This is a genomic window from Glycomyces algeriensis (assembly GCF_027622855.1).
Taxonomy (GTDB): Bacteria; Actinomycetota; Actinomycetes; order Mycobacteriales; family Micromonosporaceae; genus Glycomyces; species Glycomyces algeriensis.
In genome coordinates, this window is record NZ_JAPZVR010000007.1 from 58,581 (window position 1) to 72,680 (window position 14,100).

Annotated in this window: 17 protein-coding genes; 7 read left to right on the forward strand and 10 right to left on the reverse strand. The window is 69.2% G+C overall.

The window, feature by feature from the left end; all coding sequences use genetic code 11:
* The first annotated feature begins 14 nt into the window (after window positions 1-14).
* The 3 genes from O2L52_RS14690 to O2L52_RS14700 all read left to right on the forward strand — a co-directional run bounded on the left by O2L52_RS14690 (window position 15) and on the right by O2L52_RS14700 (window position 3,704).
* Window positions 15-1,139: a CbiQ family ECF transporter T component gene (locus O2L52_RS14690; RefSeq protein ID WP_270116386.1), complete on the forward strand. Its 1,125-nt coding sequence runs from the start codon at window positions 15-17 to the stop codon at window positions 1,137-1,139.
* Window positions 1,136-2,818 carry an ABC transporter ATP-binding protein gene (locus O2L52_RS14695; protein ID WP_270116387.1) on the forward strand — a complete coding sequence of 561 codons (1,683 nt, stop codon included), beginning with the start codon at window positions 1,136-1,138 and terminating at the stop codon, window positions 2,816-2,818. Before O2L52_RS14690 ends, O2L52_RS14695 begins: the two co-directional genes overlap by 4 nt.
* A gap of 181 nt (window positions 2,819-2,999) precedes the next feature.
* The gene (locus O2L52_RS14700; protein ID WP_270116388.1) at window positions 3,000-3,704 is read left to right on the forward strand and encodes an ECF transporter S component; all 705 of its coding nucleotides are present in this window, start codon (window positions 3,000-3,002) and stop codon (window positions 3,702-3,704) included.
* Window positions 3,705-3,775: 71 nt separating this feature from the next.
* Here O2L52_RS14700 and O2L52_RS14705 read toward each other — a convergent pair whose 3' ends face one another.
* The 3 genes from O2L52_RS14705 to O2L52_RS14715 form a co-directional block, all read right to left on the reverse strand.
* Entirely contained in the window at window positions 3,776-4,189 is a 414-nt protein-coding gene (locus tag O2L52_RS14705; protein ID WP_270116389.1) for an RNHCP domain-containing protein, read from the reverse strand.
* Window positions 4,190-4,200: 11 nt separating this feature from the next.
* Complete coding sequence (locus O2L52_RS14710) at window positions 4,201-4,560, reverse strand: RNHCP domain-containing protein (protein WP_270116390.1); 360 nt, start codon at window positions 4,558-4,560, stop codon at window positions 4,201-4,203.
* Window positions 4,561-4,939: 379 nt separating this feature from the next.
* Window positions 4,940-5,860 carry an SDR family oxidoreductase gene (locus tag O2L52_RS14715; protein WP_270116391.1) on the reverse strand — a complete coding sequence of 307 codons (921 nt, stop codon included), beginning with the start codon at window positions 5,858-5,860 and terminating at the stop codon, window positions 4,940-4,942.
* Between the two features lie 104 nt (window positions 5,861-5,964).
* Here O2L52_RS14715 and O2L52_RS14720 point away from each other — a divergent pair, with 104 nt between their 5' ends.
* On the forward strand, window positions 5,965-6,540 hold the full coding sequence (locus O2L52_RS14720; protein WP_270116393.1) for a TetR/AcrR family transcriptional regulator: 576 nt from the start codon (window positions 5,965-5,967) through the stop codon (window positions 6,538-6,540).
* Between the two features lie 14 nt (window positions 6,541-6,554).
* On the opposite strand, the gene O2L52_RS14725 is transcribed toward O2L52_RS14720, so the two are convergent.
* The gene (locus O2L52_RS14725) at window positions 6,555-7,808 is read right to left on the reverse strand and encodes a hypothetical protein (protein WP_270116394.1); all 1,254 of its coding nucleotides are present in this window, start codon (window positions 7,806-7,808) and stop codon (window positions 6,555-6,557) included.
* Between the two features lie 152 nt (window positions 7,809-7,960).
* Between O2L52_RS14725 and O2L52_RS14730 the strand changes: the two genes are divergently transcribed.
* On the forward strand, window positions 7,961-8,254 hold the full coding sequence (locus O2L52_RS14730) for a cupin domain-containing protein (protein ID WP_270116395.1): 294 nt from the start codon (window positions 7,961-7,963) through the stop codon (window positions 8,252-8,254).
* Window positions 8,255-8,333: 79 nt separating this feature from the next.
* Here O2L52_RS14730 and O2L52_RS14735 read toward each other — a convergent pair whose 3' ends face one another.
* From O2L52_RS14735 to O2L52_RS14755, 5 genes are read right to left on the reverse strand one after another with little or no spacing between them, the layout of a single operon-like run.
* The gene (locus O2L52_RS14735; RefSeq protein ID WP_270116396.1) at window positions 8,334-8,786 is read right to left on the reverse strand and encodes a hypothetical protein; all 453 of its coding nucleotides are present in this window, start codon (window positions 8,784-8,786) and stop codon (window positions 8,334-8,336) included.
* A complete protein-coding gene (locus O2L52_RS14740) occupies window positions 8,783-9,310 on the reverse strand; it encodes an EndoU domain-containing protein (RefSeq protein WP_270116397.1) in 528 nt (175 codons plus the stop codon). Before O2L52_RS14740 ends, O2L52_RS14735 begins: the two co-directional genes overlap by 4 nt.
* Before the next feature lie 13 nt (window positions 9,311-9,323).
* On the reverse strand, window positions 9,324-9,818 hold the full coding sequence (locus tag O2L52_RS14745; protein WP_270116398.1) for a WXG100-like domain-containing protein: 495 nt from the start codon (window positions 9,816-9,818) through the stop codon (window positions 9,324-9,326).
* The gene (locus tag O2L52_RS14750) at window positions 9,818-10,147 is read right to left on the reverse strand and encodes a hypothetical protein (RefSeq protein ID WP_270116400.1); all 330 of its coding nucleotides are present in this window, start codon (window positions 10,145-10,147) and stop codon (window positions 9,818-9,820) included. The genes O2L52_RS14745 and O2L52_RS14750 overlap by 1 nt, the downstream gene beginning before the upstream one ends.
* Window positions 10,147-10,575, reverse strand: a complete 429-nt coding sequence (locus tag O2L52_RS14755; protein ID WP_270116402.1) for a YbaB/EbfC family nucleoid-associated protein — start codon at window positions 10,573-10,575, stop codon at window positions 10,147-10,149. The genes O2L52_RS14750 and O2L52_RS14755 overlap by 1 nt, the downstream gene beginning before the upstream one ends.
* A 239-nt stretch (window positions 10,576-10,814) precedes the next feature.
* Between O2L52_RS14755 and O2L52_RS14760 the strand changes: the two genes are divergently transcribed.
* Complete coding sequence (locus O2L52_RS14760) at window positions 10,815-11,480, forward strand: DUF998 domain-containing protein (protein WP_270116403.1); 666 nt, start codon at window positions 10,815-10,817, stop codon at window positions 11,478-11,480.
* Window positions 11,481-11,553: 73 nt separating this feature from the next.
* On the opposite strand, the gene O2L52_RS14765 is transcribed toward O2L52_RS14760, so the two are convergent.
* Entirely contained in the window at window positions 11,554-12,126 is a 573-nt protein-coding gene (locus O2L52_RS14765; protein ID WP_270116404.1) for a TetR/AcrR family transcriptional regulator, read from the reverse strand.
* Between the two features lie 156 nt (window positions 12,127-12,282).
* Here O2L52_RS14765 and O2L52_RS14770 point away from each other — a divergent pair, with 156 nt between their 5' ends.
* On the forward strand, window positions 12,283-13,857 hold the full coding sequence (locus O2L52_RS14770; protein ID WP_270116406.1) for a carboxylesterase/lipase family protein: 1,575 nt from the start codon (window positions 12,283-12,285) through the stop codon (window positions 13,855-13,857).
* Window positions 13,858-14,100 lie beyond the last annotated feature (243 nt).

The window sequence follows — 14,100 nt, forward strand, 5'->3', positions numbered from 1 at the left end:
GCGGGCCCAGCGGCATGCCTACCCCAGCCGACACCACGATCCGGCCCCGCACCGCGCTGAAAGCCGCCCGCCACACCACCCACCCCGTGGCCTGGTGGGGCTGGGCGCTGCTCCTCGCCACCGCCGCCGGGCGCACCGCGAACCCGTGGCTCCTCCTCCTGATCGTCGCGGTCGCGGGCCTGGTCGTCACCTGGTGCCGCGGCTCAGAGCCATGGTCGGGCGCGTACCGGGTCTTCCTCGTCATCGGCCTCAGTGCGATCGCGGTCCGCATGGCGTTCTACATCGTCTTCGGCGGCTCCGACGGCCCCACCGTCCTCTTCTCCCTCCCCTCCGCGACGCTTCCCGAATGGGCCGCGGGCTTCCGGCTCGGCGGCGATGTGACCGCCGAAGGCGCACTCGCCGCCGCTTACGACGGGCTGCGCCTCGCCACCCTCCTCGTCTGCGTCGGCGCGGCGAACGCCCTCGCGAGCCCCCGACGCCTCCTCCGCTCGGTACCGGCCGCGCTGTACGAAGTGAGCGTCGCGGTCGTCGTCGCGCTCTCCGTCGCGCCCCAGCTCGTCGAGAGCGTAGGACGCGTCCGGCGCGCAAGAGCGTTGCGCGGCAACACGAGTCGCACCCCGGCGAACCTCATGCGCACGGTCGTCTCGCCGGTGCTGCACGACGCGCTCGACCGCTCCCTCGCCCTCGCCGCCGCCATGGCCTCGCGCGGGTACGGCCGATCCGCGGGCATCCCCGTCCCGGCCCGCCGCGCCACCAGCGCCGCACTCCTCATTGGACTCATCGGACTCTGCGCCGGCGCGTACGCCCTCCTGAGCGCCGCAACACCGGCCCCGCTCGCCTGGACCACCGTCGCCTGCAGCGCGGCCGTATCGGCCTTCGGGATCGCGTTCGCCTCCAAGAGGGTCCCGCACACCCGGTACCGGCCGGACCGCTTCGGCTGGCGCGACTGGGCGATCGTCGCCTCGGGCGCCGCGGCCGTCGTCGGGACCGTCCTCAGTGGCATCCTTGAGCCGGCCGCGCTGTGGCCGGCCACGAACCCGCTCGCGGTGCCCGACCTGCCGATGTGGGCCGCGGGCGGCATCCTCCTCGCCACCGCGCCCGCACTGCTCGCGCCGTCCTCAAGAGGAGGAACACCATGAACCCCGGCGGGATCGCCTTCGACCGCGTCACCTTCACCTACACGGGCAGGCCCGTCCTCGACGGCGTCTCCTTCGACCTCCCCGAGGGCGAGTTCTGCCTGCTCGTGGGGCCCACCGGCGCGGGCAAGTCGACGCTCCTCAAGGCGGTGAACGGCCTCGTCCCGAACTTCACCGGCGGCACCATGACCGGCCGGATCACCGTGGCGGGCAGGGAGGTCCGCGGCTCGACGCCCGCCGACCTGGCCGACCTCGTCGGCTACGTGGGCCAGGACCCGTTGGCGGGCTTCGTGACCGACGAGGTCGAACGCGAGCTCGCCTACACTGCCGAGCAACTCGGCGTCGACCCGGCGGCGATGCGCAAGCGCGTCACCGAGATCGTGGATCTCCTGGGCCTCGCCGACGTGCGCGACCGCGACCTCGCCGCCCTCTCCTCCGGCCAGCGCCAACGGGTCGCGATCGGCGCGGCCCTCGTCGCCGGGCCTGCCGCGCTCGTCCTGGACGAGCCGACCTCCGCGCTCGACCCGACCGCGGCCGACGAAGTCCTCTCGGCGCTGCACCGGCTCGTGCACGACCTCGGCGTCACCGTGCTGCTCGCCGAGCACCGGCTCGAGCGCGTCGCCCAGTACGCCGACTCCGCGCTGCTCCTCAACGGCGGCAAGGTGACCGCAGGGCCCGTGGGCGAGGTCCTGGGCGCGTCGCCGATCGCCCCGCCTGTGGTGGAACTCGGCCGCCTCGCCGGCTGGCCGGGCCCGCCGGTGACGATCCGCGAGGCCAGACGGCACGCCGCCGGCCTGCGCGAGTCCCTGGCCGGGCACCGCCCGACGCCGGTCGTCGACGCCGCGCCCGGCCGCCGCAAGAGCGCGCCGACCGAGGCCGGTCCGCCGCTCCTCGAAGCCCGCGGTGTCCGCGTCGAGTACCCCGGCGGGGTCCGGGCCGTGAACGGGATCGACCTCGTGGCCGGGCGCTGCGAGCGCATCGCCGTCATGGGCCGCAACGGCTCCGGCAAGTCGAGTCTGCTCTGGGCGCTGCAAGGGACCGGGAAGCGCTCGGGCGGCACGGTCGCGATCGGCGGCGCCGATCCTGCGGCGCACAAGCCCGCCGACCGTCGGACGCTCGCCGGTCTCGTCCCGGCCGAGCCAGCCGACCTCCTGTACGCGGAGACCGTTGCGGCCGAATGCGAGGGCGCCGACGAGGACGGCCGCGTCCCGTCAGGCACTTGCGCGAAGATCCTCGCCGACCTGGTGGAGGGCATCGACGAGAACGCGCACCCGCGCGACCTCTCCGAAGGCCAGCGCCTCGCGCTCGCCCTGGCCGTGACCCTCACGGCCGCACCGCCGCTGCTGCTGCTCGACGAGCCGACCCGCGGCCTGGACTATCCGGCGAAGGAGGCGCTCGCCGCGCGCCTGGGCACGCTCGCCGATGCCGGTCACTGCGTGGTCGTGTCGACCCATGACGTGGAGTTCTGCGCGGAGTTCGCGAGCCGCGTCGTGATCCTCTCCGATGGCGAGGTGGTGGCGGACGGCCCTGCTCGCCAGATCGTCGCCGCATCGCCGATGTTCGCCCCGCAGGTCGAGAAGGTCCTGCCGGGCTGGCTGACGGTGGCGGAAGTGGCGGAGGCCCTGGGCCGAAGCGGCGAAGGCGCGGCCGACAGCGGGACGAGCGATGACGACGGAGCCTGAGCCGCGGCCGTCGGACCCGCCCGGGACCAGCGAGGCGACGGAACCCGATGCTTCGAGCCCGTCGGCAACCCGCGACGAAGCGACCGGACCTGCGCAATCGCCGGTCGCAGCACCGCGCCCGGCGGTCCGCTGGAAGGCCGCGGTAGCCCTCACGCTCGCGGCCGGGTTCGGACTGGTCGCCATGTCATGGCCGCTGCTCGCGGCCCCCGGCGGCGCGCTGACTGAGACGAGCTCCGGTCCTTGGCTGTTCGCGCTGCTCCTGCCGCTCGTCACCGCCGTGGTCCTCCTCCAGCTCACCGACGGCGGCTTGGACGCCCGCGCGGTGGCGATGCTCGGGGTCCTCTCGGCGGTAGTCGCGGCAGTGCGGCCGTTCGGGGCGGGCGCGGCCGGCGTCGAAACCGTGTTCTTCCTGCTCATCCTGGCGGGCAGAGTGTTCGGGCCGGGGTTCGGGTTCATCCTGGGCTGCACGGGCCTCTTCGCGTCCGCGCTGCTCACGGGCGGTGTGGGGCCGTGGCTGCCCTACCAGATGTTCGCGGCGGCGTTCGTCGCCCTCGGCGCGGGCCTCCTGCCGCGCACCCCGGAAACCGGCACGGGCCGGACCACCGAACTGGCGATCCTGGCCGTCTACGCCGCCTTCTCATCACTCCTTTATGGACTGCTGCTCAACCTGTCCTTCTGGCCCTTCGCGATCACGCACGGCAACCTCGCGTACGTGCCGGGCGGCGGCTTCGGCGAGAACCTGTCGCGGCTCCTCGCCTACTCGCTCGCGACCTCCCTGGGCTGGGACATCGGCCGGGCGATCACAACGGTCGCCCTGGTACTCCTCACGGGCCCGCTCCTCATGCGCGTCATGCGCAGAGCGGCCCGCAGGGCGAACTGGGTCTGAACCGCTCCTTTCCCAAAAGCGGCCGCCACGCAGCGCGTTGAGCCACGCCGCGTGACGGCCGAACAGGGCACTCAGAGAGCGAGCAAAGTGCGGCTCGCGCGTTCGGTGTCCTGGAGCGGCTTCAGTGCCAACTGCATCAAGGCGAGGACGTTGTCGTCGCCCGCGATGCGGTTCGTGCTGAGCTCATCGCACGAGAGGCACTGGTGGACGATCATCCACTCGCCGTCTTGCCGAGCGAAGATCGCCACCGCCTCCATCCGCCCGCGGCACGCCGAATCCCGGTCGCCGGGGATGCGGCGGTCCACGTGCAGGCTGGCCAGGCAGTTCGGGCAGTGGTTGCGATGCGCGGTCCCCGGAGCCCTCACCGAGACGGTCAGACGGCAACCGACACAGCGGAAGTCGTTCGCCCGGTGACCGCCGGCCGCGTGCAGGACCTCTTTGCGGCGCTGGTGATGCGCTTCATCCCGTCGAGTACGTCGTGGCATGGTCGCACCTCCTACAGGCTGCCGAGCGCTTCGAGCGGGAACGGCGGCTGCGCGAGCGGACGGACGGCCATGCGCATGAGCATGAGCTGGTTGTCGTCCGCGCACACGGGATTGGAGGTGAGCTCGTCGCATCGCACGCAGCGGTGGACGAGCATCCAGTCGCCGGTCCGCAGCACGGCGATGGCGATCGGGGTCATCCGCCCCTCGCAGTCGCTCGGGCCGCCCTCGACATGGTCGGTGACATGCCGCGAGTGCAGGCAGGACGGGCAGTGGTTGCGCACCGAGTCGTCGGCGGCGTTCCTGGTGACGGTCAGGCCGCACCATGCGCAGGTGAACGTGTGGATCTTGAGCGTGTTGCTGGTGTTCGACACCTCGGAGGCTCCTTGCTGGAGGAAATCTGCAGTGACAGCAAGAGAGGCCGAGCGGCCGCCGGTGGGCGCGCGCGTCCGGCGCCTGCGGGGCAGGCGTCACGGGGACGAGGCGACGCATCGGCATCGCGTCCGATTGCCGCACAAGGAAGGCGGCGGCTTCATCGGGGTCTTACGCGATGCGGGGAGGCGCACTCGGCGCACACCGGGGCATGGACACTGCTTTCTAGGGCCTCACGGCCCGAACTCCAGACCGCGACCTGCGGATCCACCGACCACGGTAGGTGCCGGCGAAACGCCTGTCAACGAGTTTTCGAGCCGCCGACCGGGTCTGCGACCGGCCGCCCGGCGGCGGGACGACCGGCCTGCGAGAGCCGGACCGCTAGGCGGCGGGCGACTCGTAGTAGTGGCCCTTTTCGAGGTCTTCGATGAGCTTCGCCTGCTTCGGATTCCAGCCGAGGAGTTCGCGCGTCAACGCGTTCGACGCGGCGCGGTCCATCTGGAAGAACGATGCCAGCCAACCGAAGTGCTCCGGCGCCTCCTCAACGGGGATCGAGACGACGGGCAGCCCGAGCCGACCGCCGATCGCCGCCGCGATGGCGCGGGCGGGCACGCCTTCGTCGTCGACGGCGTGCAGGACCGATCCGGCGGGGGCCTGCTCGATCGCGAGCCTGCACAGCACTGCCACATCGGCCCGGTGGGCGGAGCTCCACCGGTTGTGCCCGTCCCCGATGTACCCGGAGACGCCTTTGGCGCGGGCGATCTCGATGAGGGTCACGAGGAACCCGACGTCGCCTTCGCCGTGCACGACCGGCAGGCGCAGCACGGAGGAACGGACGCCGCGTTCGGCGAGTGCGATGGCGAGCCGCGCGTTGTCGAACCGTCCGGCGGCGCCTTCGACGGGGCCGGAGCGTTCGGGCTCGTCGCGTTCGGTCGCGAGACCGCCCGGGGGCGTCTCGATGACGCCGGACGCGAGGAGGAACGGCCGATTGGTGCCGGCGAGGGCGTCGCCGAAGGCCTCGATGGTGCGGCGGTCGGCTTCGACGGCCTCGCCGAAGCGGCCCGAGAAGGCCTTGTCGTGCTGGAACGCGAGGTGGATGACGCCGTCGGCGTCGGCGGCGGTGCGCTTGAGGAGGTCGAGGTCGTCGATGTCGCCGCGCACGACCTCGGCTCCGGCGGCCTCGAGCTTCTGGGCCGAAGCGTCGGACCGGGCCAGGCCGATGACGCTGTGACCTGCGGTGATGAGTTCGGGGACGACGGCTGAGCCGATGAATCCGGACGCCCCGGTGACGAATACGCGCATGTGGTGCTCCTTGCGACGGGCCGTCCCGTGACGGGAACGGCTGATGTCAGTGCCTGACGTCAACGTATCCGATGTCAGTCACTGTCGTCAACTAGAATGTGGCCATGGGCCGATGGGAACCGAACGCGCGAGGACGCCTTGAAGAGGCCGCCCTCGAGCTGTACAGCGAGCGCGGCTTCGAGCAGACCACGGTGGCGCAGATCGCCGAGCGCGCCGGACTCACCGAGCGCACCTACTTCCGGCACTTCGCCGACAAGCGCGAAGTGCTCTTCGGCTTCCCCGGCCAGCTGCACGCCGGGATCACCGAGGCCGTCGCCTCGGCCCCCGCCGACGCCTCAGCACTGGGCGCGGTCGAGGCCGCCCTGACGGCGATGGGTGCGGTGCTGCAGGAACGCCGCGAGAAGGCCCGCAAGCGCCAGGCCGTCATCGACGAGAACCCCGAACTCCAAGAGCGGGAACTGATCAAGATGGCGACCATGGCCGCACTGCTCACGGAGACGTTGCGCGCGAGAGGCATCGCCGATTCGGCCGCGGCACTCGCCGCGGAGACCGGCATCGCGGTCTTCAAGGTCGCCTTCGAGCGGTGGATCCAAGGACCGGACCGACTGGACCTGCCCACCATGATCCGAGAGGCACTGGAAGAACTCCAGTCCCTCGCCGCCGACTACGGAACCCGTTAGGCCCGCATCGGAAGTCAGCCCGTCAGTTCTGTCGCGAGCTTCTCGAACTCGGCGGCGATGTCGGCGTCGGCCTGGCTGTAGGTCTCGGCGCATTGGCGCAGACCTTCGGCGTGATGGCCGATGGACGCGCCGAGCAGGTCGGTGAGGTTCGACAGCTCCGCGCAGCCTTCCGCATAGGCCTCCGCGAAGAAGAGCCCGGGCAGGCCCCAGGTCATCTCGGCAGCGCCCGCTTCGCCTGCGACAGTGGCGATCGCCTCCGCGTTCGGGGCCAAATCGTCGAGGGCCCCCGCTGCCGCTTCGAGTTCACCGGGGTCGACCTGCCACCGGCTGGCGTCGCCGACCAGGGAGGTCATGGTCCCCGTTTCGCCGCCGAGCGCATCGGAGACGTGGCCGTAGATGTCGGCCGCAGCGCCCTTCGCAGTGTCGACCACGGCGGTGCCCGCGACCGTGAGGAGCTCCTTCCAGAGCCGGTACTCGCCTGCGGCCCGGTTCACGACAGGGTTGGCGCGCAGGAACTTCAGGAGCTTCATGAAGATCTGCGACGCGAACTGGAACTTCCTGGTGGCCTTGAGGAGCATCCGCGACGCGGAGACCACGGCGTCCATCACGAACGCGGCGACCGAAGCGCCCGCAGTGGCGACGCTCGTCGCCAGGGCCACGACGCCGCGCGTGACCGCCCACGAGACGAGTTCGGTCAGGATCGCCTTGATGACCTCGTAGATCGTCTCGGCGAGCATCCGCGCCCAGTCGAGGAGCGCGGCGACGTCCTTGGCGCGCTCGCCCATCGATCCCGCAGTGGCGGCGAGTCCACCGATGGCGTTCCCTGCCGCGGCGGCCGCTTCACCGTCCCATGTGGTCACATTGGAGTCGGCGGCGCTCGCGATCTCCTCGTCGAGTGCCCCGAGTGCGGCTTCGACCTGCCCGAGGACGTCGATCTGGCGCTGCATCTCGGTGGCGTCGCCCGAGACCATCATGAGCAGCTCATCGAAGGGCTGCACGAGGTCGAGGACGATGGTGAGCCCGGCGCCGACGAGAGTGCCGATGGGATCGGTGAGGACGCCCATCACATCGGCGCCGAGCCCCTTGATCTCACCCGCGATGCTCATCCCGGTGCTCAGGGCGCCCTCACTGCCGGCGTTCTTCACGGCTTCAGCGGTGGCGGTATAGCGGCTGACGAACGGCACTGAAGTCCATTGTGTACCGGACTCCTGCTCCTCGACCTCTTCGTAGCTGCTGATGTCGGAACCGTGAAGGTCGGTGTCGCTCAAGGCAAGTCCCATCGGTGAGTGGCGTGGTCACTCGAACCGTATGGGCCGCTGGGCGATTTGCGCGGGAACGACACCTTTAGCGAGGCGTGTCTTCGCACCATCTCACGGCTTCGACGCGTGGTCAGCGCCTTTCGGCAGCGGCGGTCAGCGCGTTGACCAGGTCGCCGCCCGCCCGCAATCTCACCGACGGCATCGGCCTTCGCCGCATGTGGGAAGGCAAGGGCGGCAGCTCATGCCACATCGTCGACATCGCCCCCGGTGCCGTCTGGCCGAACCTCGACGTCCACGAACCCGGCCCCGAAGAGGTGTTCGTCGTCTCCGGCACCTTCAACGACGGCGTCCGCGACTACCCGCCCGGCTCCTTCATCCGCTGCCCCGCCGGATCCAGCCACATCCCGCAATCAACAACCGGCTGCCGCCTGTTCGTCTTCTACCCCGAAGGCTGACCCTGCAGCAGATCACACCGCGCAACGCGCCACAGGCAATCGCTCGCCCGGGCGGCGGTGAGCCGAGTACGGCCGTTGTTCAGTCCGGCCCGTGAGCCGGAATGCCTTCGATCTGGCCCCGGTAAGGGTGCCGTTGTTTAAAGGTCTGCTCCCACAGGACAAGATCTCCCTGGGCAGGGGAGAGATCCGGACGGAATACGCGGCTTGGGCGGTCCTCACTGTTGGCGCGGTATATGACAACCCACAGCTCTTCGACTGCCGCTTTGAAGTCCTCGAACGGAATGTTCTTACTACGGGACGGCGCAAAGTGGTCCTGCATCGCCGCGATCTCTGGCGTTACCTCCACAGAGACCGAATCCCCGCCGACCGCCTGCCGCGTGGAACGGCGCTGCACGATCTGTGCCACATGAAAGAGCGCGACCAGGCACTTGTAGGGGTCGTATCCGATCTCGAGGAACAGGAACGTTCCGAGCGTGTCGTCATACTCATCCGGGATCTCAAGGATGCCCTGATCGTTGATGTGAATGCTCATGGTCTCCCAGTCTGCTGGTTACCCGACGGAAACCCGTGTCCGATGTTGCCGGTGGAGGGATCGTAGCGCCCCTGGATCCATACGCCGTCCGAGAAGCCCTCCCAAGTGCCCTTGGCCGGGTTTCGAGAGGTGCTGTTCTTGAACGCATCCGAAGTCGCGTTGTCGATGCGCTCAGCACTCCAGTCGTCGGGAAAGAACGTGCTCTTCCCGTCGGTCGTGAGCTTCGGGATCCAAGGTGGCGGAGGACTCGGGTTCTGGATTTCCACTTTCCCCGAGTACACGCCGTTGTCCCACCGATCGCCGACGTCCGTTGTGCGTCGACCGTAATGGTCGATGCCGCCAGGTCGGTGGTGGTACCCGGTCATTGTCAGACTGCTGTGCTGTTTGCTGTACGTGATGCCACCACGCTGTTGGTGATCGAGTCGCTCACCCGACATCCGGTTTCGCCCACCGGGGCGCTTGTGAGCCTTCTTCAGGAACTGAAATGCTGCACGGACGAGTTTGCCGCCGCCTTTTTTAGACATGTTCTGGCTCGCTTCACGCTTCGAGGAGTTTGAAGACGGCTTCCTGAATCAGGTTGCTGACCACCGTGCGGGCAAGCTGCTGGAAGATCGGGACCTGCAGGAGCGAGGCGCCGAAGGTGACTGCAGCCTGTGCAACCGCGATGGCGATCTGTACCGCGAGCACGATCAGCTGCACGATCACCATGATCTTGAGGCACAAGACGATGACGGAGCAGATGATGAGCCCGACCCCGGCGATCATCGCCCCGATCGAGCCGGTGTCGAGGATCTTGGAGGGGCCGTCTTCGCTCTCCCACCAGGTCTGGAAGGCGTCGATGTCCTTGCCGATCTGGTCGGTCCAGGCCTGGGCGGCGTTGCCGCCGGCTTCGCCGGCGATCTCGGACAGCTCGTTGCCGAAGTCCATCCAGGCCTGGCCGAAGTCCATCAGATTGTCCTCGTTCGACTGCGGCCAGTCGAAACCCAGGATCCCGAGCAGGCTCGCCAGCTCCGAGGGAAGCATGATCGCCATCAAGAACCACCCAACTCACTGCTGAGCTGCGTGAAGATCTGCGCGATCTCGTCGTCGGCGGCAAGATGCTGAGCGGCGAAGTCGCGGACGTCGAACCCGGCGTCGGCCATCGACTGGGCCGCTTCCTGGAAGCACTCCTTCGCCCACTCGAAGACCTCGGTGTGCGCCTGATCGATGAGGCCGCCGATCTCGTCGCTGCCGCAGGCCTCAGAGACGCCCTCGATGCTGGCGGCGAATCGGTCCACTGCCGCGAAGAACTTCTCGGCGGTGCCTTCGATGCTCTGTCCCGCCTGGTCGAGGCCATCGGGGTCGATCTGCAGGTTTCCCACTACTCGACTCCCTTGGCTTCGGCCGCAGCGCGGACGATCTTCGCCTGCGAGTCGGCAAGGCTGGACATGAACGAGCTGAGCCGCTGCACCGACTGCTGCTGAATCTCCTCGACCTTCTCCGAGAGCGCGTCGAGGTCGATCGCGCCGGGCATGCCGGCCTGCTCCCGGGCGGCGTCGAGCGCGGCGTTGACGCCGATCGTGATCTCCTCGCTCAAGACCTCGATGCCGAGTCGGACTGAGCGCGGGTCGACGAGCTTCACCGTGACCTTGCCGGCCAGAGTGGCGCCCACCCGGATCATGCCCTCGGCGACTTCCACCTCCACGGTCTGGCTGCCGGCCTCCTCCTGTGCGCGTTGCCCATCCTGGACGACCTGGAGTGCCTTGGTGAGTGCATCGGTGATGCCGGATGCGTCAGGCTCGGTGCTCATGTAGCTCCTCGGAGTCGTTGTGGCGCTGGGTCACCAAAGAAGAACCCATCGAAGCTAACAAGTCGGTGCCAATCGTGGGGTACACGAATCCTGGCGGATGCTCGGGCGGCCAAGCGCCACGTTGCGGAGACTGAGCCGGATCGGGTTTGGTCTGTGATGCCCGCCGCTGCCGATGAATCCGGCTTCTTGGCGTCGTCTAAATGGGCATAACCCAACGACCACCCCGAGGAGCCCTCGTCATGAATGCAGTCACTTCAGCCCCTTCAGTCACCCGCGTGAAGCAGTCCGCCACCACCCGCGGACTGCTCGCGTGCGGGGTGATCGCCGGGCCCCTGTTCGTCGCCACCACGATCGCTCAGGCGGCGACCCGCGACGGGTTCGATCCGGTCGTGCACCCGCTGAGCATGTTGAGCCTCAGCGAACTCGGCTGGATCCAGATCACGAATTTCATCGTCTCCGGGCTCCTGGCCCTGCTCGGCGCGGTGGGGTTGCACCGTTCGCTCGGCAGTGGACCGGGGGCGAAGTGGGGTCCGAGGCTGTTCGGGCTGTACGGGATCGCGCTGGTGTGGGGCGGCGTGTTCGTCGCCGACCCGGCCTTCGGGTACCCGGCCGGGACGCCGGACGGCGCGCCGGCCGAGCAGAGCTGGCACAGCATTCTGCACGCGTTCGCGGCCCCGGGGGCCGGGATCACGCTGCTGATCGCCGCGTTCGTGTTTGCTCGCCGGTTCGGGCGCGAAGGACAGGGCGCCTGGCGCGCCGCCTGCTATGCCGTGGTCGTGCTGGACGTGGTGCTCACCGTGATCGCGATCGTGGTGACGGACTACCGGTTGATGCTCGCCGGCGGTGCGTCTGTTTGGCTCTGGGCCGCTGCGGTTTCGCTGCAGACGCTCCGCTCGAGCCGCTAGCGCGCAAGGGGAAGGGGGCGAGTCGTTTCGGCGGCTCGCCCCTTTCGCTGTACCCACCGGGCGCTTGCGGCGATCAGTCGAGGGTTGCCACAAGTCCTCGGAGGCCCGCGGCGATCTCCTGCGGACCGGGGGCGTTGTCGGGGTAGGACATCCATTGCATGACGACGCCGCTGACGAGGGCCATCTGGACTGAGCCGACGGTGCGGATCGTCTCGGCGTCGATGGTCTCCTCGAGCTCGCCGGTGGCGAGGGCGGCCATTGCGGCGGTCGCGCCCGGTTGGCCCTGGGCGTAGACCTCAGCGAGTTCGGGGGTGCGCTGGGCCTGCATGAACAGCTCGAAGCTCGCCATCCACATCGTCCTGTTGCGCTTGACGTGGTCGATGAGGAGGTTCCAGATCGCCTCGAAGCGCTTGGGGCCCTTCGGCTCGTCGAGCTTGGCGAGCTGGGCCTGGAGGCCGGCGTCCCAGTCCTCGAGTGAGGAGAAGAGGGCCTGCTGGAGCAGAGCCTCGCGGGAGCCGTAGTGGTAGCCGATCGCGGCCATGCTCACGCCGGCGGCTGTGGCGATGTCGCGCACCGTGGTGCGGTCGTAGCCCTTCTCGAGCAGGCACTGCTTGGCTCCGTCGAGGAGCGCTTCCCGGTTTCCCATGGCGCCGATCCTAGCAGCGACCTGCACATTTGCCTAGCGCGAACGCCTTGCGCAAAATTATTAGGCGATCGCCTTGCACGTTTGCGCAAATTTTTGGTACGGTTCTGCCAGACGCGGACGAACCCCGTTCCGCACCACTCGAAAGCGAGCCCCCCAATGGCTTTCCCCAAGACCGCCAAGACCATCGCCGCCAGCCTCGCCGCCGTCGGCATCACCGCCGCCTCCATCGCGTTCGGCACCGCCACCGCGAACGCGGCCGCCTCCGCCCCGACGCTCGTCGACACCGAGCTCGGCGCGCTGCAGGGCGCCGCCGCCGAGGGCGTCCGCTCCTGGCTCGGCGTCCCCTACGCCGCACCGCCGGTCGACGAGTTGCGCTGGGCCTCACCCGAACCGGCCGAACCGTGGGAGGGCGTTCGTGAAGCCACCGAGTTCGGCAACGCCTGCGCCCAGGGTTCGGCCCCCATGCCCGGCATTCCCAGCATCCACGAGGACTGCCTCTACCTCAACGTCTACTCGCCCGACTCCAAGCGCGACGACCTGCCCGTCATGGTCTGGTTCCACGGCGGCGGCAACTCGTACGGCGCCGCCGAGCAGTACGACCCCTCACGACTCGTGACCGACGGCAAGACCGTGGTCGTCACCGTCAACTACCGGCAGGGCGTGTTCGGATCCTTCGCCCACCCCGCCCTCGACGAAGGCGGCGAGACCACCTCCGGCAACTACGGGCTCGAAGACCAGCAGGCCGCGATGCGCTGGGTCCGGGAGAACGCCGAAGCCTTCGGCGGTAGCGGCGACAATGTGACCATCTTCGGCGAGTCCGGCGGCGGCTTCGACGTCTGCGCGCACCTCACCTCGCCCACCTCCGAAGGCCTCTTCGACAAGGCGATCATGCAGAGCGCCCCGTGCGCATCCCCTTGGGCGCCTTCACGAGAGGAAGGCCAGGACCGTGACATCGCGGTGGCCGAACAGCTCAAGTGCACCGACCTCGACGAGGCCGAAGCCTGCCTCCGGGCACTGAAACCGGAGGACCTGAACGCCGCGACGGCGAACGTCCAGGAGTTCCAGCCGGTCGACGGCGGCCCGGTCATGCCCGTCGCCACCGCCGACGCGATCGCCTCCGGCGCCGTGAACGACGTGCCGGTCCTCACCGGCATCAACCGCGACGAGAACCAGCTCATGACCGGCGGCATGGAGGTCCTTACCGGTCACGTGATGACCGCTGACGAGTACTACCCGGCGCTGGAGGCCGCATTCCCCGGGCAGGCCGACGCCGTCGCCGCCCAGTACCCGCTCAGCGACTACGAGAACCCGGCGAAGGCCCTCGCCGCCGCGCAGACCGACGCCTACTGGGCCGCGAACCTCTCGGCCACTGTGGACGTGCTCGCCGAGCAGGTGCCGACCTACGCCTACGAGATGTCGGCCAGCAGCACCCCGTACTTCAACGACTTCCAGGCCCCCTCGTGGGAGATGGACGCCTTCCACATGGTCGACGTAGCCTTCCTGTTCGACACCACGATCTTCGCCGAGCGCAGCGCCGAGGTCGAACCCCTGGCGGACCGGATGGTCAAGGCCTGGAGCACCTTCGCCCGCACCGGTGACCCCGACGGCCGCGGCCGCTGGACCGAGGCCGACGGCGGCGACCGCGTCCGCCAGCTCACCCCCGAGGGTGCCCGGACCATCGACTTCGCCGACGAGCACCACCTGGAGTTCTGGAAGTCCCTGAACGCCTGACCGACGAGACGTAGCGGGGCGCGAGGCCGATGGCCTCGCGCCCGTCCGCATACTCCGGATGGCGGACCGGCTGCGACCGAGCAAGTCGCGCAGTGACAGCCGGGCGGTGCCCGCAGCGATTCGATGCGGTCACCGGCTCATCGACGGCCTTCGCCGACATCACCGCTCAAGGCCGCGCGGATGCGCGGGGACGGTTTCGGATCAGGCCTACCGAGGACTCCGGTGCCGGTGGACACGGCCGTG

Bases quoted from the DNA above. Each gene is read 5' to 3' on its own strand.
- O2L52_RS14695 (WP_270116387.1), top strand. From the start codon at position 1,136: ATGAACCCCGGCGGGATCGCCTTCGACCGCGTCACCTTCACCTACACG.
- O2L52_RS14700 (WP_270116388.1), top strand. From the start codon at position 3,000: ATGTCATGGCCGCTGCTCGCGGCCCCCGGCGGCGCGCTGACTGAGACG.
- O2L52_RS14740 (WP_270116397.1), bottom strand. From the start codon at position 9,310: ATGTCTAAAAAAGGCGGCGGCAAACTCGTCCGTGCAGCATTTCAGTTC.
- O2L52_RS14715 (WP_270116391.1), bottom strand. From the start codon at position 5,860: ATGCGCGTATTCGTCACCGGGGCGTCCGGATTCATCGGCTCAGCCGTC.
- O2L52_RS14705 (WP_270116389.1), bottom strand. From the start codon at position 4,189: ATGCCACGACGTACTCGACGGGATGAAGCGCATCACCAGCGCCGCAAA.
- O2L52_RS14770 (WP_270116406.1), top strand. From the start codon at position 12,283: ATGGCTTTCCCCAAGACCGCCAAGACCATCGCCGCCAGCCTCGCCGCC.
- O2L52_RS14735 (WP_270116396.1), bottom strand. From the start codon at position 8,786: ATGAGCATTCACATCAACGATCAGGGCATCCTTGAGATCCCGGATGAG.
- O2L52_RS14755 (WP_270116402.1), bottom strand. From the start codon at position 10,575: ATGAGCACCGAGCCTGACGCATCCGGCATCACCGATGCACTCACCAAG.
- O2L52_RS14765 (WP_270116404.1), bottom strand. From the start codon at position 12,126: ATGGGAAACCGGGAAGCGCTCCTCGACGGAGCCAAGCAGTGCCTGCTC.
- O2L52_RS14720 (WP_270116393.1), top strand. From the start codon at position 5,965: ATGGGCCGATGGGAACCGAACGCGCGAGGACGCCTTGAAGAGGCCGCC.
- O2L52_RS14690 (WP_270116386.1), top strand. From the start codon at position 15: ATGCCTACCCCAGCCGACACCACGATCCGGCCCCGCACCGCGCTGAAA.
- O2L52_RS14745 (WP_270116398.1), bottom strand. From the start codon at position 9,818: ATGGCGATCATGCTTCCCTCGGAGCTGGCGAGCCTGCTCGGGATCCTG.
- O2L52_RS14760 (WP_270116403.1), top strand. From the start codon at position 10,815: ATGAATGCAGTCACTTCAGCCCCTTCAGTCACCCGCGTGAAGCAGTCC.